The 22391-nt window shown below is 67.7% G+C and carries 20 protein-coding genes and 1 tRNA gene; 12 read left to right on the forward strand and 9 right to left on the reverse strand.

Annotation, left to right across the window (positions count from 1 at the left end; translation table 11 throughout):
- Window positions 1-3 precede the first annotated feature (3 nt).
- Together OA56_RS06960 and OA56_RS06965 are read right to left on the reverse strand one after the other, a co-directional pair.
- Window positions 4-855 carry a carbon-nitrogen hydrolase family protein gene (locus OA56_RS06960; protein WP_461584278.1) on the reverse strand — a complete coding sequence of 284 codons (852 nt, stop codon included), beginning with the start codon at window positions 853-855 and terminating at the stop codon, window positions 4-6.
- Complete coding sequence (locus OA56_RS06965; protein WP_461584280.1) at window positions 852-4106, reverse strand: YhdP family phospholipid transporter; 3255 nt, start codon at window positions 4104-4106, stop codon at window positions 852-854. The genes OA56_RS06960 and OA56_RS06965 overlap by 4 nt, the downstream gene beginning before the upstream one ends.
- A 122-nt stretch (window positions 4107-4228) precedes the next feature.
- Here OA56_RS06965 and glnE point away from each other — a divergent pair, with 122 nt between their 5' ends.
- From glnE to OA56_RS06985, 4 genes are all read left to right on the forward strand, one after another.
- A complete protein-coding gene (gene glnE / locus OA56_RS06970) occupies window positions 4229-6904 on the forward strand; it encodes a bifunctional [glutamate--ammonia ligase]-adenylyl-L-tyrosine phosphorylase/[glutamate--ammonia-ligase] adenylyltransferase (protein WP_055422480.1) in 2676 nt (891 codons plus the stop codon).
- A 16-nt stretch (window positions 6905-6920) separates the two neighbouring features.
- Window positions 6921-8414 (forward strand): CYTH and CHAD domain-containing protein, encoded by a 1494-nt coding sequence (locus OA56_RS06975; protein ID WP_461584282.1) that lies wholly within the window; start codon window positions 6921-6923, stop codon window positions 8412-8414.
- Between the two features lie 5 nt (window positions 8415-8419).
- Window positions 8420-8875, forward strand: a complete 456-nt coding sequence (locus OA56_RS06980; RefSeq protein ID WP_055422478.1) for a SixA phosphatase family protein — start codon at window positions 8420-8422, stop codon at window positions 8873-8875.
- A 146-nt stretch (window positions 8876-9021) separates the two neighbouring features.
- Window positions 9022-9960 carry a hypothetical protein gene (locus OA56_RS06985; protein WP_055422477.1) on the forward strand — a complete coding sequence of 313 codons (939 nt, stop codon included), beginning with the start codon at window positions 9022-9024 and terminating at the stop codon, window positions 9958-9960.
- 42 nt (window positions 9961-10002) lie between these two features.
- Here OA56_RS06985 and mnmA read toward each other — a convergent pair whose 3' ends face one another.
- Window positions 10003-11202 carry a tRNA 2-thiouridine(34) synthase MnmA gene (mnmA, locus tag OA56_RS06990; RefSeq protein WP_461584285.1) on the reverse strand — a complete coding sequence of 400 codons (1200 nt, stop codon included), beginning with the start codon at window positions 11200-11202 and terminating at the stop codon, window positions 10003-10005.
- Window positions 11203-11214: 12 nt separating this feature from the next.
- Window positions 11215-11676, reverse strand: a complete 462-nt coding sequence (locus tag OA56_RS06995) for an NUDIX hydrolase (protein WP_461584286.1) — start codon at window positions 11674-11676, stop codon at window positions 11215-11217.
- Window positions 11677-11891: 215 nt separating this feature from the next.
- Between OA56_RS06995 and OA56_RS07000 the strand changes: the two genes are divergently transcribed.
- Window positions 11892-12521 (forward strand): glutathione S-transferase family protein, encoded by a 630-nt coding sequence (locus OA56_RS07000; RefSeq protein WP_055422474.1) that lies wholly within the window; start codon window positions 11892-11894, stop codon window positions 12519-12521.
- Window positions 12522-12536: 15 nt separating this feature from the next.
- Here the strand turns inward: OA56_RS07000 and OA56_RS07005 are convergent, their stop codons facing one another.
- Entirely contained in the window at window positions 12537-13112 is a 576-nt protein-coding gene (locus OA56_RS07005; protein WP_055422473.1) for a chalcone isomerase family protein, read from the reverse strand.
- A gap of 187 nt (window positions 13113-13299) precedes the next feature.
- On the opposite strand from OA56_RS07005, the gene ylqF reads away from it, so the two are divergent.
- Window positions 13300-14214 (forward strand): ribosome biogenesis GTPase YlqF, encoded by a 915-nt coding sequence (gene ylqF / locus OA56_RS07010; RefSeq protein ID WP_141054673.1) that lies wholly within the window; start codon window positions 13300-13302, stop codon window positions 14212-14214.
- Here the strand turns inward: ylqF and OA56_RS07015 are convergent.
- Complete coding sequence (locus OA56_RS07015; protein WP_461584289.1) at window positions 14196-15089, reverse strand: TonB family protein; 894 nt, start codon at window positions 15087-15089, stop codon at window positions 14196-14198. The two genes, ylqF and OA56_RS07015, sit on opposite strands and share 19 nt — an antisense overlap.
- Before the next feature lie 119 nt (window positions 15090-15208).
- On the opposite strand from OA56_RS07015, the gene OA56_RS07020 reads away from it, so the two are divergent.
- Entirely contained in the window at window positions 15209-15775 is a 567-nt protein-coding gene (locus tag OA56_RS07020; RefSeq protein ID WP_141054679.1) for a hypothetical protein, read from the forward strand.
- A 3-nt stretch (window positions 15776-15778) separates the two neighbouring features.
- On the opposite strand, the gene OA56_RS07025 is transcribed toward OA56_RS07020, so the two are convergent.
- Both OA56_RS07025 and cysK read right to left on the reverse strand, forming a co-directional pair.
- On the reverse strand, window positions 15779-16651 hold the full coding sequence (locus OA56_RS07025; protein ID WP_461584291.1) for a 23S rRNA (adenine(2030)-N(6))-methyltransferase RlmJ: 873 nt from the start codon (window positions 16649-16651) through the stop codon (window positions 15779-15781).
- A 19-nt stretch (window positions 16652-16670) separates the two neighbouring features.
- Entirely contained in the window at window positions 16671-17651 is a 981-nt protein-coding gene (gene cysK / locus OA56_RS07030; protein ID WP_055422468.1) for a cysteine synthase A, read from the reverse strand.
- 157 nt (window positions 17652-17808) lie between these two features.
- Between cysK and OA56_RS07035 the strand changes: the two genes are divergently transcribed.
- The 5 genes from OA56_RS07035 to ttcA all read left to right on the forward strand — a co-directional run bounded on the left by OA56_RS07035 (window position 17809) and on the right by ttcA (window position 20001).
- Window positions 17809-17884, forward strand: a tRNA-Asn gene (locus tag OA56_RS07035).
- Between the two features lie 59 nt (window positions 17885-17943).
- Window positions 17944-18372 carry a pyrimidine dimer DNA glycosylase/endonuclease V gene (locus tag OA56_RS07040; RefSeq protein ID WP_055422467.1) on the forward strand — a complete coding sequence of 143 codons (429 nt, stop codon included), beginning with the start codon at window positions 17944-17946 and terminating at the stop codon, window positions 18370-18372.
- Between the two features lie 199 nt (window positions 18373-18571).
- The gene (locus tag OA56_RS07045) at window positions 18572-18766 is read left to right on the forward strand and encodes a type II toxin-antitoxin system HicA family toxin (RefSeq protein WP_055422719.1); all 195 of its coding nucleotides are present in this window, start codon (window positions 18572-18574) and stop codon (window positions 18764-18766) included.
- Between the two features lies 1 nt (window position 18767).
- Window positions 18768-18980 (forward strand): type II toxin-antitoxin system HicB family antitoxin, encoded by a 213-nt coding sequence (locus tag OA56_RS07050; protein WP_055422466.1) that lies wholly within the window; start codon window positions 18768-18770, stop codon window positions 18978-18980.
- 139 nt (window positions 18981-19119) lie between these two features.
- A complete protein-coding gene (ttcA, locus tag OA56_RS07055; RefSeq protein WP_082438314.1) occupies window positions 19120-20001 on the forward strand; it encodes a tRNA 2-thiocytidine(32) synthetase TtcA in 882 nt (293 codons plus the stop codon).
- Here ttcA and OA56_RS07060 read toward each other — a convergent pair.
- Window positions 19991-22312: a TonB-dependent receptor plug domain-containing protein gene (locus tag OA56_RS07060; protein WP_461584295.1), complete on the reverse strand. Its 2322-nt coding sequence runs from the start codon at window positions 22310-22312 to the stop codon at window positions 19991-19993. The two genes, ttcA and OA56_RS07060, sit on opposite strands and share 11 nt — an antisense overlap.
- Window positions 22313-22391 lie beyond the last annotated feature (79 nt).

The raw sequence follows: 22391 nt of genomic DNA on the forward strand, positions 1-22391 counted from the left end.
CCTTCATGCGTACACTCTCCTGATGAATGATCCTTCACGCCGGTGCTGCCACGCCGGCAGCCTCGCGCGGACCTCGTCGAGTCGCTCGCGCCGCAGCGTTCCCTGCACCACGCCTTCCCCTTCGGGCAGACTGGCGAGCACCTCGCCCCATGGATCGACGAAGAGCGAATCCCCCCAGGTGCGCCGTCCCGCCTCGTGCCGTCCCCCTTGCGCCGCGGCGAGCACATAGCATTGATTCTCGATCGCCCGGGCGCGCAGCAGCACCTCCCAGTGCGCCCGGCCCGTGGTCCAGGTGAAGGCCGCCGGCAGCACGATGAGGTCCACGAGCCCCATGGCGCGATAGAGTTCCGGAAAACGCAGGTCGTAGCAGATGGACAGCCCCACCGTCCAGCCTTCGATGTCGACGGTGACCACCGCCTCGCCCGGCTCGATCGTCTCTCCCTCGTCGTAGACTTCCTCACCGTGGCGCAGGCCGAAGAGATGGATCTTGTCGTAGCGCGCCACGCAGCGCCCGTCCGGAGCATGGACGAGGCAGGCATTGCGCACCCTGTCGGGCACGTCCGCTTCCAGCGGCACCGTTCCGCCCACGATCCATAGCCCCAGGCGCGCCGCCTGCCGCGCCAGCCAATCCTGGATCGGCCCGGCGCCGAAGCGCTCGCGCAGGCGTACTTTCTCACGCGCATCGGCTGAAATGATGGCGAAATACTCTGGCAGCACCGCGAGCCTCGCACCGCTGTCTACGGCCAGCTCCAGCAGCCGTTCGGCAGTGGCCAGATTGTCCGCCACGCGCGGCGTCGACACCATCTGCAGCGCCGCGGCGCGCAAGGACGGGCGTTCCTTCTCCTTGTCCATCACTTCCCTCCCTCTCCTTCCACCGGAACGGGTTCCAGGGGTTTGACCTCGGGCTCCGACCATGGGCCCGTCACATGAAACCGCCGCCCCAAGATCCGCCCGAAAGGATCGCCCAGAAGCTTCTGCCCGATGAACGCCACCGCCCCGGCGAGCGGATTGGCGATGCCCACGGCCACCGCCGTGCTGTCCGACAACTGGGGCACCACCGTCACGTCCAGCTCTTGCGTCTGCTTGCGCAAATCCACCATGCCGACCATCTCCACCGTCGCGCTCGGCGCCGAGATGCGCAGGTTTCCCGTCGTCAGGTAGCCATCGTTGAGGGCAAAGCCCCCGTACAGGCGATCGAAGGCCATCCCCTTGGCAAACACGTCACCAAAATCGAGCAACAAACGCCGCGGCAGGCTCTGCAGGCTCAAGATCCCCAACAAGCGCCCCACCCCAGGCTCGATCTCCTCGAACCGCCCGTTGACGATCTCGATCTCCCCTCGTCCGGCCACCTTGTAGAGATCGAAACCGAGCGGCGAACCCGGCCAGCGCCACTGGGCCGTCACCTGCCCCTTTCCTCCCTTGAGCCCGGCGGTATCGAACCAATGCCGCACCGTCTTGCCCGCATCCTCGATCGTCATCTTCGTGGCAAACTCGGTCTGCGGCCGCTCGCCATCGCGCCACACGCCGTTCGCATCGATGCGAAACACCGCCGGCACCTCCAGCGTGAGCGCATCGAGCGACCATTGCCCCGGCGCGAGGCTCGCGCGCAGCGCCAATGCCCCCAGCCAGCGTTCGCCCAAGCCGAAGCGATCGACCGTGAGATCGAAGGCCGGCAGGCGCCCTTCCTGCGGGGCTTGCCCCCCCTCTTCCGCCTCCGGCATCATCAGCTTCGCGAACCGCCCTTCGACGCGCTCGGCCCCCTCCCTGCCCAAGGTCACGCGCACGTTCCCCTGGGCTTCGTCGGCGGTCAGTGCCAGCGACCAGACGGGCCCCTTGCTCTCGCCCTGCACGTGCACGCGATGCCAATGCCGCCCAAGGAAACGGGCCGCCGCCGCATCCACCTGCAGTGCGGCAAACGCCGTTCCCCCTCCCCCATCGCCGATGTCATCGGTCACGGCCAGCCAACGATCCAGGTCGAGCTCGGAGGCGGCAAGTTGCAGCATGCCGCCCTTGCGCGGTGCCGGCGGCGCATCCACCGCTCCCACCGCCGCCGCCCAGGCGCCGTCGCGCGCGCGCACGAAACGCAGGCGATCGTCGAGCTGCGCTTTTACTTCCATGCCTACAGGCAAAAACTTGAACTCCGCCCGGCTCGGCCAGCGCACCCCGGCAGGTTTGTCCAGGGGCGGCGGCAGGTCCGAGCCCATGCCCGTGAGATCGGAGGTGAGCACCAGCGCCGGCCCATCCCTGGCGAAGCTCATCGTCCCGCTCACCGCCGTCGAACCGGACAGGGGCAGTTTCCCGAATACGGCCGAGAGCTGCGCTGCCGAGAACGATCCCTGCAAGGCGAGCTTCGGCGGATCGCCCCCCAGCCATTTCGCCGTCACCGGCGCATCCCACCATTTGCCCGCGGCCTGCGCCGAGCGCACGCCCTGCCCGTCGAACACTACCTCGCCGCGAATCTGCTCGATCGGCCAGCCCGTCACCTGCGCCGGGATCCGTCCCTCGGAGAACGTCAGCGACCCGCTCACCCCCGAAGCGAGATCGCCAGCGAATGGCATCGTCAGCCCCAGGCGCAGCGCCGTCTTCGCCTCCAGCTGCACCGCCTGCAGAGCCGAGAGCGGCAAATCTTGGCGCAAAGGACTGGCGGCGGCATAGCGCAGAAACGCCGACCACGGCCCCTCGGCTTCGCCCGTCAGCGTCAGCACCGGAATCTCGGCGTCGAACGCAGGAATGAAGGCGTGGATCGGCCCGAACCGCACCCCTTGGGCGTGCGCCTGGGCCACCTCGATCGCCACCGCTCCCCGATCGAAGGTCACCACCCCCTTCACCTGCTCGAATTCCGGCCACTGCGGCGCAAAGCGCAGCGTCACCCCTTCGAGCGGCAGGCGCAGCCAGAACTCCCCGCCGTTGCCGCGGAAGGGAAACTCGGCGAGCGGCCCGCGCAGGCGAAACTCCACCGCCGAGAGCTTGCCGGCCACCAAGGCATCGCGCAGCCATCCCTGCAGCCGCGGTCCCACCGCGCCGCCCGGCAGATAGCGCACCAAGCGATCGAGCGCCACCTCGTCGAGCGAACCTTGCAGATCGGCCACGTCGCCCGCACGCGCCAGGCGGTAACGCCCCGATACCCGCGCGGTGAAATCCTCGGTGCGCAGCCGCCCTTCCTCCAGCGTCAGGTCGTAGCCGTTGCCGTCGTACGCCCAACGCCCCTGGATCACGCCCTCGGGTACCGCCACCGTCTCGAGCCGCGGCCACACCGCCGGCCAGCTCATCGCCCCTTGCGCGACCGACAGCGCGAATTCGCCCCCCGCGCGATCCCCTGCGATGCGCCCGCTCACGCCGCGCACGCCAAAGGAATCTCCCACCGCCGCCCAGCCCACTTTTTCCAGGGTGAGGTCGAACGACTGCAGGTTCTGGCCACCCAAGACCACGACGCCGGAGGCCGATCCTTCGGGGCGCAGGCCCGCCGCCTGCGGCCACCACAGCGCAAGCGACTCGCCGCCGATCTCCTTCAGGTCGAAATGCGCCTCCACCCGCCCCAGGCGTGAACCGGAAAGCAGCACCGACGCATGCCGCACCGCCCCAGGCGCCTCGCCCTCGAACCCCGCCTGCCAGCCCCACACCCCTAGCGCCAGCGCCAGCGACCCACGGGCGTGCGCCTCCTGGCCGTCGCGCCGCCACGCGAGCCGCGCTTCGCCCACTTCGACGCTCACCCCCGTCGGCAAACCCGACGCTGGCGCAGCGCCCCCAGCCTGCAGCCGCTGCTTCAGCGCCGCCGCATCGTCCACCCGCACCTGCGCCGCCGGCACGAGGATCTGCACCACCCCCTTGCCGCTGCGCCACGCCTCCCACCCTCCGCCCAGGGTCACCTGCACGAGCGGCAGCGAGGCCTCGGCCCCGTCGGTATGAACCTGCACGTCGTTCGCCACCGCTACCGGCCACCAGCCGTTCCATTGCCCTTCCAGACGGCCGACCGAGACCTGCATCCCGCTACGCGCCGAAAGCTCGCGCACCAGCGCCTCGCGCCAGCGGTCGAGCTCCGGCCACAGCCAGAACCGCAACGCCGCAAGCAGCATCACCATCAGCACCGCCGCGACGCCTACGAGCATCGCCGCCGCGATCCCTAGCCTGCGCACTCCCGTTGCGATCCTCAAACCCCGAACCCTCCGCTATCGCAATACACTACAATGGATACAGCCCGCATTGTAACGGACGCCCACCCGAGCCTGTCATGCAGACCCTGCCCGCCCCCTACGCCGAAACCCTCCGTTACAGCCCCTTTCTCGCGCGGCTGCTCGATTCCCGTCCCTGGCTCGCGGAGCATCTGGCCGCCACGCTCGACTCCCCCATCGACCGCGAGGCGATGCAGGCGTTCCTTACCGACCCGCCCGGTCCGCTGCCGTTCGACCCCGACGAACGGCTGGAAGCCTCCCTGCGCCGACTGCGCGCCCGGGTGCTCGCGCACGTGGCGCTGCGCGACCTCGCCGGGCGAGCCAACCTCGACGAAGTCACCGGCACCATGACCACGCTGGCCGAAGTCGCCCTGGAAGCGGCCCACGACCACGCCTTCGAGCATCTCATCGAGCGCCACGGCCGCCCGCTCTCCTCCTCCGGCTGGGAACAGGAACTGCTCGTCGTCGGCATGGGCAAGCTCGGCGGGCGCGAGCTCAACGTCTCCTCCGACATCGACCTCGTCTTCCTCTACCCCGAAGACGGCGACACCGCCGGTCCCAAGATCCTCAGCAACTTCGAATTCTTCGAGCGGCTCGGCCGGCGCCTCATCCACCTCCTCAGCGCCCCCACCGCCGACGGCTTCGTCTTCCGCGTCGACATGCGCCTGCGTCCGCACGGCGACTCGGGGCCGCTCGTATGTTCCTTCGACATGCTCGAAGACTACCTCCTCACTCAGGGGCGGGAATGGGAGCGCTATGCCTGGATCAAGGGGCGCGTGCTGCGCGGCGAGCGCTGGCAGGAACTCGAAGCCCTGGTGCGCCCTTTCGTCTTTCGCAAATACCTCGACTACGGCGCGATCGAAGCCATGCGGGCGCTGCATGCCCAGATCCGTCACGAAGTGATGCGCCAGGATCGGCTCGACGACGTCAAGCTCGGCCCCGGCGGCATCCGCGAGATCGAGTTCATCGCCCAGGTGCATCAGCTCATCCGCGGTGGCCGCGACCCCGAACTGCAGATTCGCCCCACGCGCCAGGTACTGCGCCGGCTCGCCGAGCGCGGCATCCTGCCCGCAGAAACCGCCGCGGCGCTCGACGAAGCCTACGTTTTCCTGCGCCGTGTCGAACACCGCCTGCAATACTGGGAAGACGCCCAGACCCACCGCCTGCCGCGCGACGAAAACCAACGCACGCTGCTCGCCCAGGCGATGGGCTACCCCGACTGGAGCGCCTTCGCGCGCGAACTCGAGCGCCACCGCGAGCGCGTCGCCGCCGAATTCACCCACGTCTTCGGGCACGAAGAGCAAAGCACCACCGTGGCCGTACCGGTACTCAGTGCCGCCGTCGACGAACTCGAACACTGCCTGCAAGAACGCGGTTTCACGCGGTCCGCCGAACTCGCCCGACGCCTCGACGCCTTCCGCGCCTCGCCGCGCACCCGCGCGCTCACCGCAGCCGACCGCAACCGGCTCGAAGCCCTGCTGCCGCGCGCCATCGACATCGCCGCCGCACATCCCAAACACGACGACGTGCTCGAACGCCTCCTCGATCTCTTCGAAGCCATCGGCCGGCGCAGCGCCTACCTCTCGCTGCTGCAGGAATACCCGCAGGCGCTGCGCCGCGTGGCCGAACTCGTCGGCGCGGCGCGTCAGGCCGCCACCTACCTCTCGCGCCACCCCATTCTGCTCGACGAACTCCTCGACGAGCGCCACCTCGACGAAGAACCCGACTGGCCCGCTTTCGCGCGCGAGCTCGAGCGTCTGCTCGACGCCCTCGAACCCGACGCCGAGCGCCAGATGGACCTGATGCGCGAGCATCACCACGCCCAAGCCTTTCGCCTGCTCATGCGCGACCTCGCCGGCCGGCTGACGGTGGAGCGCCTCTCGGATCACCTCTCGGCGCTCGCCGACACCCTGCTCGAGCTCAGCCTGCGCTACGTCTGGCGCAAGCTGCGCCGCCGCCACACCGACACCCCGCGCTTCGCCGTGATCGCCTATGGCAAGCTCGGCAGCAAGGAACTGGGCTACGTCTCCGATCTCGACCTCGTCTACCTCTTCGACGACCCCCACCCCGACGCACTCGAAACCTACACCCGCACCGCCCAGCGCCTCAACACCTGGCTCTCCACGCGCACCGCCGCCGGCATCCTCTACGAAGTCGACCTGCGCCTGCGCCCCGACGGCGAAGCGGGGCTGCCGGTCACTCCTCTCGAAGGCTTCCACCGCTATCAGCGCGAGAAAGCCTGGACCTGGGAACACCAGGCGCTCACCCGCGCCCGCTTCTGCGCCGGCGACCCGGAGCTCGGCGCGCGCTTCGAAGCCATCCGCCGCGAGATCCTCTGCCTGCCGCGCGAGCCCGCCAAGCTCAGGGAAGAAGTGCTCGCCATGCGGCAGAAGATGCGCGACGCCCACCCCTCCCGCCCGGGGCTCTTCCACCTCAAACACGACCCGGGCGGCCTCGTCGACGTCGAATTCCTGGTGCAATACCTCGTGCTCGCGCACGCCCACCAACACCCCGAACTCACCGCGAACACCGGTAACATCGCCCTGCTACGCTGTGCGGCGCAGATGGGCCTCATCGACGCCGCGCTCGCCCGGCAGGTCGCCGACGCCTACCGCGAACTGCGCCGTCTGCAGCACCGCCAGCGCCTCGACGAACTTCCGGCCGTCGTCCCCGAAGGGGAAGCCGCGGCGCTGCGCGAACCCGTCCTCGCCCTGTGGCGGCAAATCTTCACCTGAGGTACCAAGAACGGTCATGACCATCGAAACCGAACTCAAGCTCGGCATCCGCCGCGGCGACCTCCCCCGTCTGCGGGCGCACCCTCTGCTCGCCACGGCGCGTCACCATCCCCCGGTGCGTGTGGACAACACCTACTACGACACCGAAGACGAAGCGCTCGCACGCCACGGCATCGCCCTGCGCCTGCGCCAGATGGCGGGACGCAAACTCCTCACCGTCAAAACTGCCGCTCCCAGCCGCAGCGGGCTCTCCTCGCGCCAGGAATGGGAAGCTCCCTGGCCCGGTACGTTCGACTTCACCTTCGTCGAAGACGACGCTGTGCGCGAGCGCCTGGAAAAAGTCCGCGAGCGCCTCGAACCGCGCTTTCGCACCCGGTTTCGCCGCGAGATCTGGGAACTCCCCTGCGGCGAGGGGCACATCGAGATCGCGCTCGACCTCGGCCGACTGGAAGCCGGCGCAGCGAAATTGCCGATCCATGAGCTCGAACTCGAGGCCTACGCAGTCCCCGCCGCCGAACTCCTGACGCTCGCCCGGGCGCTGGCGCAAGATCTCTCCCTGTGGCCCGAAAACCGCAGCAAGGCCGAGCGCGCCATGCAGCTCGCCGCCGGCACCTGGGCCGCGCCGGTCAAGGCCGTCGCAGTCGAACTCGACGCCAAGGGCGACCCCCTCGCGGCGCTGCGCGCCCTTGCCGACGAAGTGCTCGCCCACTGGAGCGGCAACCTGGCGCTGCTGCCTTACCGCCACGACCCCGAATACCTGCACCAGATCCGCGTCGCCCTGCGCCGGCTGCGGGCGCTGCTGCAGATCTTCGAACCGGTCACCGGCCCCGAATTCGCCAGCCACTGGCGCGAACGCCTCGGCGAGCTCGCTGCCGAACTCGGCCAGCTGCGCGACCTCGACGTGCTCCTCGACGAGCTGCTCACCCCCGCCCTCGAACGTTGCCCCGTCGAGCGCGAGGCCCTCGGCGAGCTCGCCGCTCGGCTCTCCAGCGAACGCGAGCGCCTGCGCCGCCGCAGCGGCCGCCTCGACCCCGGCCGCCACGGCCGGGTGCTGCTCGACTTCCTCGCCGCGCTCGAAGCCCTGCCCGGCAACGCCCTCATCCGCGCGAGCGACCTGCGCCACTTCGCCCGTGACCGGCTCGAAGCGCTGCGCAAGAAAGCCCGCCGACGGCTGGCCGCCCACCTCGGCGACCCTTCCCCCGCCGTGCGCCATCGGCTGCGCATCGCCCTCAAGAAACTGCGCTATGGGCTGGAATTCTTCCGTTCCCTGTGGCAGGGCAAGGCCACCGCCCGCGCGCTCGCCCGGCTCAAGCGGGCCCTCGACGTACTCGGCCGCGCCCAGGACTGGCAGGCGGCGCAAGAGGCACTCGTCCAGCGGCAAAAGCGCTATCCTGAAGAACAGCTCGCCGCCGCCGTGCTGCTTGCCTGGCACCACGAACGCATCGCCCGCGACACCGCCGAGATCCTCGGCAGCCTCGAAGACTGGCTCGAAGACGACCTCACCGGATGACGCACATGGATCTTCTTCTCTGGCGCCACGCCGAAGCCCAGGACGGGCAAGACGACCTCGCCCGCCCCCTCACCGAACACGGACACCGTCAGGCCAAGCGCATCGCCCGCTGGCTGGAACGGCACGCCCCCGAAGACCTGCGCCGCTGCTGCAGCCCCGCGCGCCGCGCCCGTGAGACGCTCGAAGCCTGGACCCAGGACTACGAGCTCCTGCCCGAGGCCGCCCCCGGCGCCGCGCCCCTTGCCGTGCTCGCCGCCATCGGCTGGCCCGAGCTCGAACGCCCCACCCTCATCGTCGGCCACCAACCCACCCTCGGCGGCATCGCCGCGCTCGTACTCGCCGGCCAGCACAGCACCTGGTCCATCCGGCGCAGCGCCCTGTGGTGGTTCAAACGCCGCCAGCGCCACGGCCACGTCGAGACGGTGCTGCGCGTCGTGCTCGATCCGGAACTGCTCGACTGAAGCGCCATCCAATCGCTCATCGACCGGCTCTTCCCCTTCTCCGCACCGCACCCCAGCCGGTGCGAATGCCCTCCTTCCATCCGCCCCTATTGCGACGCATCAATCGCAGCATTACACTTCTTCTTTTCCAGAAACAATTTGCAACGATGGCCCACGACAGCACCACTTCTCCGCCCAACGGCACGCGGCGCGTCATCGACGGCGTCGAACGGGTCTATTACGACGGCTACTGGATCAAGACGTACCCTATCCCCAAAGATACGATCCAGGCCAAGCGCACCCTCATCGCCGCCCTCACCCGGCGCCTCTTCAACCACGTCGAGCACGGCCTCAACATCCCTGGCAAACGGCTCGATGAAGCCCGCGCGGCCTATCAGGCGGAAACCGACCCGCAGAAGAAGCGCGTCAAGGGCGCGATGCTCGCCGGCGCGCTCTTCAACCGCGCCACCGACATCTTCACCAAGCTCACCGAGCTCGAAGAGCTCGGCGTCAAAATCACGCCGGACAACGAACTGATGCGCGAATGCGGCCGCTGCCTGCAGGAAGCTCTCTCCCTGGGGCGGCTCGTGCTGCATCGCAGCGGCGAAGAAGGCATCGACGAGCTCTGGGGCGAGCCCTTCCGCGCCTTCTCCATCCCCATCGAAGACTTCTACGAGAGCCGCTACCTCAAGATCGCCTGGACCATGCGCGACATCGACCGGATCGCTCAGGTCATGTGCCGCACCATCGGCGCCCACCCCTTCTTCCAGGGCATCAACCCCTACGTCGAAGCCTACGCCCGCGCCGCCAAGGTCAAGACCGAGACGCTGCGCACCGACAAGGAAATCTTCGACGTCTGGGCCGACTTCGTCGTGGCCGGAGAAAATCTCGCCAACTACAAACCCAGGCTCTCCACCCCCCCATCGCGCGACGAGCTGCTGCTCATCACCGATGGCGAGCGCCTCATCCTCGACGGCAAGGAACTCATCGGACACATCACCCGCGCCCGCACCCCCATGCCCAAGAGCACGCAGAACTACATCGCCCGCTGCGAACACTTCGCCACGGGGGCGCTCGCCATCACCCGGCACCGGCTGGTTGCCTGAAACGCGCGAACGCGCTCTTCGTCGCCGTGTCGATCCTGCCGCTCAGCGACTCGCTGCACCGCCGGCAGATAGCGGCCCTCCGAGACCGTTCGGCTGCCCCACCATTTCGATGATCCCCCCGCCCAGGCACACTCGGGACTCATACACCACCACGCTCTGGCCCGGCGTGAGTGCCCACTGCGGCTGCGCGAACACGAGCTCGGCGCGCTCCCCTTCCACCCGCTCGATCTCGCAGGGCGCATCGGGGGAACGATAGCGAGGTTTGGCCGTATACACCCAATGCGTGTGTGGCGCCCGGCCCGAGATCCAGTGGCAGCGCACCGCCGTGAGCCGGTCGTGCCACAGCGCCGGATGCTCGCGCCCCTGCACCACGTAGAGCACGTTGGCCGCCACGTCCTTGGCCGCCACGTACCACGCCTCGTGCTCGGCAGGATCCTCGCCGCCCTTCACCCCGCCGATGCCCAGTCCCTTGCGCTGCCCCAAGGTGTAATACATCACTCCCTGGTGCGTGCCCAGCACGCGCCCGTCGTCGAGCGAGCGGATCTCGCCGGGGCGCGCCGGCAGATAGCGCTGCAGGAATTCGCGAAACGGCCGCTCGCCGATGAAACAGATCCCGGTCGAATCCTTCTTCTCCGCCACCGGCAGCTCCAGGGCGCGCGCGATTCTGCGCACCTCGCGCTTGTAGAGCCGCCCCAGCGGAAACATCGAGCGCGAAAGCTGCGCCTGGTCGAGCCGGTAGAGGAAATAGCTCTGATCCTTCGTGCCGTCCTCGGCCTTCAAAAGCTGATACGTCGCCCCCTCCTCGTCCTCCCAGCGTCGCACCTGAGCGTAATGGCCGGTGGCGATGCGCTCGGCCCCCAGCGCCATGGCATGATCGAGGAAACAGGCGAACTTGATCTCGGCGTTGCACAGCACGTCCGGGTTCGGCGTGCGGCCGGCGGCGTATTCGGCGAGGAATTCGGAGAAGACCCGCTCCTTGTACTCCTTGGCGAAATTGACGACTTCCAGCTCGATGCCCAGCAGATCGCACACACTCACCACGTCGATCAGGTCCTGGCGCGTGGAGCAATACTCCTCGTCGTCATCGTCCTCCCAGTTCTTCATGAACACGCCCGTCACGCGCCAGCCCCGCTCCTTCAGAAGCCAGGCCGCCACCGACGAATCCACCCCGCCCGAGAGCCCTACCACCACGTGGCGCCCCTCGCCCGGCTCGACGCCGATCGCATCCCAATCGAATTCCACCCTCACGGCTCCTCAGCCCGCCAGATAGCGGATCAAATCCAGACTGTAACGCCGCCCCTCGCGCCAGTCGCGCACACAGGCAAGCACCATGGGGCTGCGCAGGCGCCCTTCGCGCCCCGCCGCCTCCACCTCCTCGGGCGCAAGCCACAGCGTGCGCAGAATCCCCTCATCGAGCGCACGATCGGGCTCCTCGCCCGTCACCTTGCCGGAAAAGGCAAAGCGCAGGTAAGTGAGCGCCCCATCGGGCCGGGTCCAGTGATAGACCCCCACCACGGCATTGGGTGCGAAGCGCAGACGCGACTCTTCCAGCGTCTCGCGCACCACCGCGTCGACGAGCGATTCCCCCGGCTCCCAATGCCCCGCCGGCTGGTTCAGGCGCACACCGAACTCCGTCTCTTCCTCGACGAACAAAAAGCGCCCCTCGCGCTCGATCACCGCCGCCACCGTCACGTGCGGCCGCCACACTTCGCCCATCGCGCGCCTCAGACTTTACCGAAAAGAGCATTATAAGACCGGCGAAGCAGCCTATGGGCGCCCGAGCGATCGCCGACACGGCTACAGGACGGCGTCGTGCGGTGCTCGAACGCCCCCCGATCGGAGGGCTTCGCAACCGACCCCGCTCGTAGTGGTTTTTCACGAGACCCGGGAGTGTGCGATCATCTTCTGCTCGAAAGCATGAGGAGACGACGATGAAACTCTATGACTATCCGCCCGCGCCGAACCCCCGACGCGTTCGCATCTTTCTCGCGGAGAAAGGCATCGAAGTGCCGACCGAAGCCGTAGATCTACGCCAGGGTGCGCAACTCAGCGAAGCGTTCCGCCGAATCAACCCGCAGTGCGTGGTCCCCTACCTCGTGCTCGACGACGGCACCGGCATCAGCGAATCGATCGCCATCTGCCGCTATTTCGAGGCGCTGCAACCCGACCCGCCGCTCTTCGGCAAGACCCCGCTCGAGCAGGCCCTGGTCGAAATGTGGAGTCGGCGCGCCGAGTTCGAGGGACTGCTCGCCGTCGCCGACGCATTGCGCAATTCCGCACCGGCTTTCAAGAACCGCGCACTGCCCGGGCACGATGACTACGAGCAGATCCCCGCCCTCGTCGAACGCGGACAGCGCCGCACGAAACGCTTTTTCGACGTCCTGGAAGAACGGCTCGCGCACTCGACTTTTCTGGCGGGCGATTTCTTTTCAGTGGCCGACATCACCGCCTTCGTCACGGTGGACTTCGCCGGCTGGATCAAGCTCACGCTGCCAGAAACGCACATCAACGCTCGACGCTGGTACGAAACGGTACGGGCACGGCCGAGCGCGTCCGCCTGAGCGTCACGAACGAAATCACCGACCGACCAAAGCCCCCTTCAGGGACTCCTGCGCAGGCGAAGGACCCAGCCAGATCGCCAGCAGCACCGGGAAGAAACCCGGCTCACGCACCGGCTCCATCAACGCCTGTCCATCGACGAGAATGGAAGTTTCTCCATGAAGGTTCTCGGTGATTTCCACGGCGGTCCCTGCTTTCATCTCGCCTGCCGCTGCCATCGCCGCCCTGAGTCTGGCCAAAGGATCACGAAACGGGGCGAGCGCATCCGGCGCATGATTCTTCTCGAGTCCCTCCCACAGCGCTTCGACAAAGGTGCGTCCGTCCAAGCGTCGCAGCAAGCGAATCGCAATCACCCGCGGCGGTGGAGACGACAATGCCGCCTCGGCCGTTTCCGCCCGCTGCGGCAGATACAAAGCGATGGCATAGACGTCGAAGACGAGTCTCGTACGCACCCCCGAACCGTTGCGCACGAGCACCTGTCCTTCACGTTCGAGGGTTGGTGCGAATTCCCCCTGCCCCTCTCCGCCCCAAGCCAACGACCCAAAGCACGACAAACCGCACAAGATGAGCATCCAGCGGCGCAAGGTATTCATACAAAACTCCAACAAACGTTTGAATAAAATAAATGCTAGTGACAATGCTTTCATTCGTCAACGCCCTCATGCGTAGGGTAGCTCGCAGAACCATCGCACCAAGATAGGCGGGCATCCGAGCACCGCGCAACGCCGCCATACGGCCGCACCGTAGGTCATTCGCGACGCTCCATAGTATGATCGCCCCATGCCCATACAATGGTTTCCCGGCCACATGCACGCGGCGCGGCGCAAGCTCGAAGAGACGCTTGCCGACGTCGACGTGCTCATCGAAGTGCTCGACGCGCGCATTCCCGCAGCGAGCCGAAATCCTCTGCTCGAGACGCTGCGCCGCAGCCGGCAGCGTCCCTGCCTGAAGCTGCTCAACAAGGCCGACCTCGCCGATCCGGCCCGTACCACCGAATGGATCGCCGCCTTCGAGCGCGAAGAGGGCGTGCGCGCGCTCGCCGTCTGCGCCAAGAATCCGGCCGACGTGCGCCGTATCCTGCCCGCCTGCGAGCGACTCGCGCCACACCGCAGCGAGCCGACCAAACCGCTGCGGCTGATGATCGCCGGCATCCCCAACGTCGGCAAATCCACGCTCCTCAACGCCCTCATCGGCCGCAAGGCCGCCAAGGTCGGGGACGAGCCGGCCGTGACGAAGAGCGTGCAGCGCTACGATCTTCCGGGGCTGCGCAGCATCACCGACACCCCCGGCCTGATGTGGCCCAAGATCGAATTCGAGGCCGACGGCTATCTGCTCGCTGCCTGCCACGCCATCGGGCGCAACGCCGTGGCCGAAGAGGAAGTGGCGGCCTTCCTTGCCGAGACCCTGCTCGCCCAAGGATACGCCGATCGGCTCACCGCACGCTACCGCTTCGATCCCACAGGCATGAACGGCGAAGAGATCGTCGAGGCCGTCGGCGAGCGGCGCGGCTGCCGGCGCAAGGGCGGCGAGCTCGACCGGGAAAAGGCGGCCAATATCCTCCTGCAGGATTTTCGCGAGGGCAAGCTCGGCCCCCTCACCCTGGAGACGCCCGCCTCGCGCGCCGCCATGATCGCTGCGCACGAAGAAGCGGCGCGCGTCAGCGCCGAAGAAAACGCTCAGCCGACCAGCCGGTAGCCAATCGGCACCGTGAAACCCCCTAGGGCGCACACGGCCGCGTCCCCCTCGAGCGCCGCCACTGCCTCGCGCACGAGCGCGAGCGCCGCCTCGTCGAGCCAGGGGGCACCGGAGGATCGCTCGAGCTGCACGACCGCCTTCCCTCCCGAGCAATGGAGCCGCACCCACACGGTCCCCTCCACACCGAGGCGCCGCGCCTTCGGCGGATAGACCTTGTGCGCCTCGAGCCAGGCGCGCAGCCGCTCGGACCAGGGCGCCCCGCCCTTGGAACCAGCACCCCCGCCCCCTTCTCCCTCCTTTCCGGAAGACGGCCCGGACGCCCCGTTCCCGCGTCCGCCCGCGCCCGCCCCTTCGCCCGTCGCAACGGCAGGCTCGGCGCCGCCGCGCCCCTCGCCCGCTTCCTGCGAAGCCCCCTGCGATGGAGCATTTCCCTCCTCGCTGGCCGGCACGGCCGCTTTGACCTCGGGTAGCGCTTCCGCAGGGGGAATCCGCTTCTCGGGCAAGGGCATGTGCACCGGCTTCACCGCCACGGCTCGCGGCGCAGCCGTCGTCCGGATAGGAGCAGGCATCGAGGGCCGAGAGGGGGGCGCGTGCGGCGAAACCTCGGTCGGCGGCTCGGACACAGGTGCCGCGAACCCACCATCCCCCCCTCCCGCCTCGCCCGCAGCGGCCGAATCCGGCGTCTCCTCCACCGGCCCGATCAAGGTCACGGCAAAAGGCGGCGGCTCGCGCGGCGGCCAGGCGGACGAGAGTCCCGCCGCCAGCAGGCCGAAGGCGAGCGCATGGACCGCGAGCGCCAAGGCCCACGCCGCCAGCGCCGGCCGCCATTGCCGGCCCCCACGCCGCGCCGTCCCCCCGAACGAATCTTCTTGCATCGAAGCATTTCAATGAAAGGCAAAGAGGGATTATCGCACTGGCACCTCGCCGGAGCGCGCTTCCCTTCGCCGCGCCGGATTTACGCTATCATTGAACATACCCCAGAGGGAGCGAGACCATGACCGACAAAATCCCCGACCCGGTGCCCCAACACCCGCTGCTCGAGGGAAAACCCGAGATCGCACGGGGACGCTACAGCATCGTGCTCGAGAAGGGAGACGGCGAGCGCGTCTATAAGATCATCACCCATCCGGACGAATACCTGCTCTACGCTGCCGACGACCGCCCCCAGGGACCGCATTTCCCCACCGTCTACGCCTACCACGGCATCATCGGACGCGCCAGCAACGGTTTTCCCATGCACCTTTTCGAGGTGGAAAAGCTCTATCCCATCCCCGAAACCAGCCCCGCCGCCGACGCCGCCCGTCGGCTGATCCACGCCTGGTGGGATCTGTGCCAGCAGTGGCAGCAGCTGGGCCAGATGATGGGCCGCATCGCGCTGCAGCAGCTCACCGAGCTCAAGCCGCCGCCGTTCGATGCCGGCATGAAACAGGCCGTCGAGACGCTGGCGCGCTTCGCCGAAACCTATCGCGTGATTCCAGATCTGCTTAGCCGCGACAACCTCATGATGCGCAAGGACGGCACGCTGGTCTTCTCCGACCCCATCCGTCCCGGCAAGGACTGAGGCTCAGGCGATCTTCGCCTCCAGCACCCACCCGCCCTGCCCCGGCGCTTCCTCCAGCTGTCCGGCGAGCCAGGGCAAGCCTTCCTGCAGCCGCCGTGCCAACACATAGGGCGGATGCAGCACCACCAGGCCGCTCGCCGTCATGCCGCGGCCGCCCACGGGGGGCGGCGCCACCTGCAGCTCCACCCGCAGATGATCCTCCGGCGCGAGGTTCACCAGACGCCGGCGCAGCTCCTCCGCCTCCACCCGACGCAGGCGCGGGTACCACACGAGCACCGTCGCCTGCGGAAACTTTTCCAGCATCGCCCGCACGGCCGGGATGAGCCGCACGTAGTCGCCGCGCACTTCATAGGGCGGATCGATGAGGATCACGCCGCGGCGCGAGGGCGGCGGCAGCACCTGCAGTGCGCCGGCAAAACCGTCGCTCGACAGGCAGCGCACCTGTGCGTCTCCGGCAAAGAGCCGCTCGAGCGCGGCGAAATCGCGCGGATGGCGCTCGAAACACACCAGCCGATCGCCCCCCTTGCCGCGGGCGCCACTGCGGGCAAACTGCCGTGCGATCGCCGGCGACCCGGGATAGAGCTCCAGGCGCCCAGCGGGATTGAACGCCGCCACGGCCTCCAGATACGCGGAAAACACCGCCGGCGCCTTGGCGCGCGCCGCCCACAGGCGCGCGATCCCTTCACGGAATTCGTGGCTCGCCTGGGCACCACCTACCCCAGCCCCCAGTCGATAGAGGCCGGCACCGGCATGGGTGTCGACGTAGGTCCAGGGCGCAGGCTTTTCGTTGAAGTAGGCCAGCACCTCGGCCAGCACCCAGTGCTTGAGCACGTCGGCATGGTTGCCGGCGTGGAAACCATGACGATAGCTCAGCACTGCCCTTTCCTTTCGCGCTTCATCGAACCGGCAGGCCGGAGGCGTCGAACATGCCTTCGAAAAGCGCCGTGCTCAGGTAGCGTTCGCCCGAATCGGGCAGAATGACGACGATCGTCTTTCCGGCGTATTCCTCGCGTTTGGCAAGGCGCAGCGCCGCCGCCACCGCCGCGCCGCTCGAAATCCCGGCAAGGATTCCCTCCTCACGGGCGAGCCGCCGGGCGGTCTCCATCGCCTCCTCGTCGCCCACCTGCTCGATCAAGTCGATGAGCGACAGATCGAGCACCTCCGGCACGAACCCCGCGCCGATGCCCTGGATCTTGTGCGGCCCGGGCTTGACCGGTAGCCCTTCGCGCGTCTGCGTGAGCACAGGGCTACCCGCCGGCTCCACCGCCACCGACACGACGGGCTTGCCGCGGGTTTTTTTGAGGTAACGGCTCACGCCGGTGATGGTCCCGCCAGTGCCCACGCCAGCGACGAAGACATCCACCTGTCCGTCGGTATCGTGCCAGATCTCCGGCCCCGTGGTCTGCTCGTGGATGGCCGGATTGGCCGGATTGCGGAACTGCTGCAGCATCACGTAGCGCCGAGGGTCGGAAGCGGCGATCGCCTCGGCCCGCTCGATCGCGCCCTTCATCCCCTTGGCCCCTTCGGTGAGCACGAGCTTCGCCCCGAAGACGGCCAAAAGCTTCCGGCGCTCCAGGCTCATCGTCTCGGGCATGGTGAGCGTGAGGGGAATCCCCTTGGCCGCAGCCACGAATGCGAGCGCGATCCCCGTGTTGCCGCTCGTCGGCTCGATGAGCTCCTTGCCCGGACCGAGCAGGCCGCGGCGCTCGGCATCGGCCACCATGGACGCCCCGATGCGGCACTTCACCGAAAAAGCAGGATTGCGCGCCTCGATCTTGGCGAGTACCGTCGCCTTGGCCCCGGCAGTGAGGCGATTCAAGCGCACGAGCGGCGTGCGCCCGATGGAGGCAGGGTTATCGGCAAACCAGTTGGCCATCGTCTCTCTCCTCGATCAAGCGATGGTCGCATGATACCCTGCGCCGCACTGTCGCCCTACAACCCGCCGCTCGAAGCTCATGACGATTCGGACATAAGCCGACTACGCCCGATCGTCTTGACACGGATGGGCCGTCCGCTATAATTCGAGCCTCTCTTCCCCGATAGCTCAGTCGGTAGAGCAACGGACTGTTAATCCGTGGGTCGCAGGTTCGAGCCCTGCTCGGGGAGCCAATACATGCCTGCCTTTCTTTTCCATTCGCCTGCTCGATGAATCGAGCCGGGGTCTTTCGGTGCGACTCTGGTCACTCCACCCCGCGCTGCTCGATGCCAAAGGGCTCGTCGCCCTGTGGCGCGAGGGGCTGCTCGCCCAGGCGGTGCTCGCCGGGGCCACGCGCGGCTACCGCCACCATCCGCAGCTCGTGCGCTTCCGCGCGCATCCGATGCCGCTCACGGCGATCGCCGCCTATCTGCACGCGGTGGCCGACGAAGCCGAAGCGCGCAGCTACCGCTTCGATCGCGCGAAACTTCCGCCCCGCGAGGACGTCACGCCCATCGAAGTCAGCGAGGGACAACTCGCCCACGAATTCGCCCATCTACTGCGCAAGCTGGAGCAACGCGACCCAGCGCGGGCGGCGCGGCTCTCCGGCACGGCACCGCTGCCGCATCCGCTGATGCGCGTGGTGCCCGGGCCGGTGGCCGAGTGGGAAGTCGGGCGCTGAACCTCTCGCCATGCGCTCGCAAGAAGGCACAGGTGCGTCCGCGCGGTTTCGAGTGGAATACTCGAAACAAGGCAAGGGTCGACCGTGCCCTTGCCGTCTCCGTCGACACCGATTGCCAGGCGCCTCTCGGCCTTACGGAGATGGGATGCGGCTGCCCCACGAAGACACCTGCCCGTATCGCTGGGATACAATGCCCGACATGAAAGTCAAAGAATTCATCTCGCTGCTCGAACGCGACGGCTGGATTCAGGTACGGCAAAAAGGTAGTCACCGCCAGTTTCGCCACCCGACCAAGCCGGGTACGGTTACCGTCGCCGGCAAGCCAAGCGCCGACATCCCTCCCGGGACGCTTGCCAGTGCGCTCAAACAAGCCGGCCTCACCCTAGGAGAATGAGATGCGCTACATGGTCATCATCGAACGCAGCCCCCAGGGATACGGCGCCTACGTTCCCGATCTGCCAGGCTGCATTGCCGTTGCTGACACAGAAGAAGAAGTGCGCCGCCTCATCCAAGAAGCCATCGAATTCCACCTCGAAGGGCTCAAGGAAGAAGGGAAAGAAATTCCCGCTCCTCGCTCCTACGGCGAATTCGTCGAAATCCCGGCCTGAACCTCGCGCAGGCGCTGCTCGCCGCATCCGCTGATGCGCGTGGTGCCCGGGCCGGTGGCCGGGTGGGAAGTCGGGCGCTGAAGCGGGCCCCGGCTCGTGCTATCCTCGCAAGCCCTGTCGTTTTTCGCCCCCCTTGCCGATGATCCCCGAACCCTCCGATTCTCCCTCGCAAAAACTGCTCAAGCTGGAAAAGCGCCTGCTGCGCCAGGTGGGCCAGGCGATCGGCGACTTCGGCATGATCGAGGAAGGCGACACGGTGCTGGTGTGCGTCTCCGGCGGCAAGGATTCGCTCGGGCTGCTCGCGCTGCTGCAAAAGCTCCAGGCGCGCGCACCGGTACGCTTCCGGCTGATCGCGATGAACCTCGACCAGCGCCAGCCGGGTTTTCCCGAGGACGTGCTGCCGCGCCATTTCGCTCAGGTGGGGGTGGAGTACCGCATCGTACGCGAGGACACCTACTCCATCGTCAAGGAGAAGATCCCCGAAGGGAAGACCACCTGCTCGCTGTGCTCGCGCCTGCGCCGCGGCATCATCTACCGCACGGCGCGCGAGCTGGGGGCGAACAAGGTGGCGTTGGGGCACCACCGCGACGACATCCTCGAGACGTTCTTCCTCAACCTCTTCTTCGGCGGGCGTCTGAAGGCGATGCCGCCCAAACTGCGCAACGACGAGGGCGACCTGGTGGTGATCCGGCCGCTCGCCTACTGTGCGGAAGAGGATCTGGCGCGCTACGCCCGCGGCATGAATTTCCCCATCATCCCCTGCTCGCTGTGCGGCTCACAGGAAAACGCCCAGCGCCAGCAGGTGAAAGCCATGCTGCGTGCCTGGGAACGGGAGGATCCGCGCCGCATCGCCTCCATCTTCACCGCGCTCGGCCACGCCGTGCCCTCGCACCTGCTCGACCGCGCGCTCTTCGATTTCGCCTCGCTCGCCGCGGGAGCCGGGGGAGCGGAAGCGGCGCTCGACGAGGCCGTCGGTGCCGCCCCCGTGCATTTCTTTGCTCCCTCGCCGCTCAGAACTTGACGTTGATCGCGGCGTAGACCGATCGCCCCATGCCCGGCACGGCGATGCCCCAGGGTACGGCGTTGATGCTCATCGTCGTGCCCTGGCCGACGTAGGCTCCGCCGGTGGGCAGGTAGTAGAGCTTGTCGAAGAGGTTCTCCACGCCAAGGTCGAGCCGCACGTCTTTCCAATCGTGACTCGCACGCAGGTGCACGAGGCCGTAGCCCGGCGTCTCGATCTCGTTGCGCGCATCCGACACGTCGTCCTTGCGCGCACTCAGTTCCCAGTCCACGGCATTGTTCCAGCCGGCGAGCTGGTGCGTGAGGGTGAGCGTGGCGCGCCAAGGCACGATGTTGTAGAGGTCGTCGTCGGTGTCGCGGTTCTCGCCTTTGGTGTAGCTCAGCACCCCCTCGAAGCCGAAGGCGCCCAGGCCGGTGCGCGCAAGCGGCGCCTTGCCCGAGAGGTCGAACCCGTAGAGGCGCGCCGACTGGTTCTCGTAACGTAAGACGACGAACTGGTTGCGCGTGAGCCTGGCCGCCGGGGCGTTCTTCGCCGCATCCCACTGCAGCGCGTCGATGTAGTCATCGACGTAGGTGAGATAGGGCGTGAAGCGCAGGCCCCATTGGCGGTCGGCGGCGTGCCAGTCGATCGTGGCCGACAGCGTATAGGCTTTCTCCGGTTCGAGGTCGGGGTTGCCGATGTAGCCGTTGCCGTCGCCGACGAAGTTGTTCATCACCGCCGCCATCGTCCAGGTCGACCACGGATAGCGCTCGTAGAGGCTGGGCGAGCGAACCTTGCGCGCAAAGCCGAGCTCGAATTCGCGCATCTCGTCCAGGGTGTAGCGCGTGAGCGCGGTGAAGTCGAGGTTGTCGTCGGTGCGCTTGCGCTCGCGCGCGTTGAAGGCGGCCGCGTCCCTTTTCTGATAGTTCAGCATCGTTCCCATGCCGTTCGTGTCGGCATAGCCCTGCACCGGATCGGCATCGGTGGTGACGTGCTCGTAGCGCACGCCGGCGAGCGCCATCCAGCGGTCGCTCAATTTCGTCTCCCACTCGCCGAAGAGACCGGCGCGGTCGCGCTCGCCGTTCTTGATGTTCCAGAAGGTGCCGGGCCACATGTTGGCGCCAGAAGGCGGCCACCAGTCGTCCAGCGTGTAGTGCTGGTACTCGCCGCCCAGGCGCAGCACGTCGCGCTCGCTCAGGGCGATGTTGGCGGTGAGTTTCGCCCCCGTGGTCCTGCTCTCGGTGTTCATCGGCATGCCGGCGGCGCAGCTCGATCCGATCGGCGAGCAGGGCTTGCCGTTTGGCGCCGTCGGGCCACCCGAGGCCGTTCCGTACCAGTAGCGCTTGTCTTCGCCGAAATCCATGAAGTGATCGACGCTCTGGTGATAGGCCCGGGCATCGAGCGAGCCCCAGTCGAACTGGCCGAGATAGCGCAGATTGAAGAGGGTGGAATCGTTGTCCAGCATGTCCATGCGCTGGTTGGGATAGAGCTGGTCGGCCACGTTTTGCACGGCGACCGAGGCATCGAGGAGATGCGCGCCGCTCTTGAGCGCGAAGCCGACGAGGTGGTTGCTCAGCTCATAGCTGGTGGAGCCGACTTCGTCGCGATCCAGCGTATGGCCAGCGCGCCCGGTGGCGGTGAAATCTTTGAAGTCTCCGCCGGCGGTGTAGTCGTTCGCCTTGGCGTACGCCCCGAGATAGCGCACGCTCACCTGCTCGCCGGCAAGCGTGGCGGAGCCGTGCACTCCGAAGCCATCGCCATTGCTGCGGTAATAGGTGCCAGCCTCGCCGGTGACGAGCGTGCCCTGACCGGGCGCGGCGAAGCGCGGTTTGGGCGTCTCGACCACGATCGCCCCGCCAATCGCGTCGCCCCCCACGCTCACCGGCGTGACGCCGGTCCACACCTGGACGGTCTCGACCTGGCTCGGGTCGAGATAGGAGAAGGCCGGGTTCATGTGATTGGGGCAGGCCGAGAGCAGATCCATGCCGTCGACCTGCAGGCGCAGCCGGTCGTCGGCCAGGCCATGGATGGCCGGAAGGCTGGAAGCGCCGCCCGCGCCGTAGAGGGTCACGCCCGGCACCTTGCGCAAGAGGCTTGCCGTGTCGGCAGTGGCGGCGCGCAGCGGGGCGAGTTCCTGCGGGCCGAGCGTCGTAGCCGGCGGGGCGGCCTGTTCCTTCGTATCCAAGACGATCACCGGCGCGAGCACCGCGCCGCCTGGCGGCACCGCTTCGCTTTGTGCCCAGGCGGCAGGCATACCGGCAAACGCGAGCGCCAGGGCGAGCGGCAAGGGGCTGCGCCGCGGCGGAGACGAAGAAACGGGAGAGACGGTCATGGTACGCGGCTCCTTTCGGGAGAGACGAAAAGGGGTCGCCGACGCAGGCGACGACGGGCGGCGTCATCGTAACGTTTCG

It is taken from the genome of Tepidiphilus sp. HLB4 (assembly GCF_054823945.1).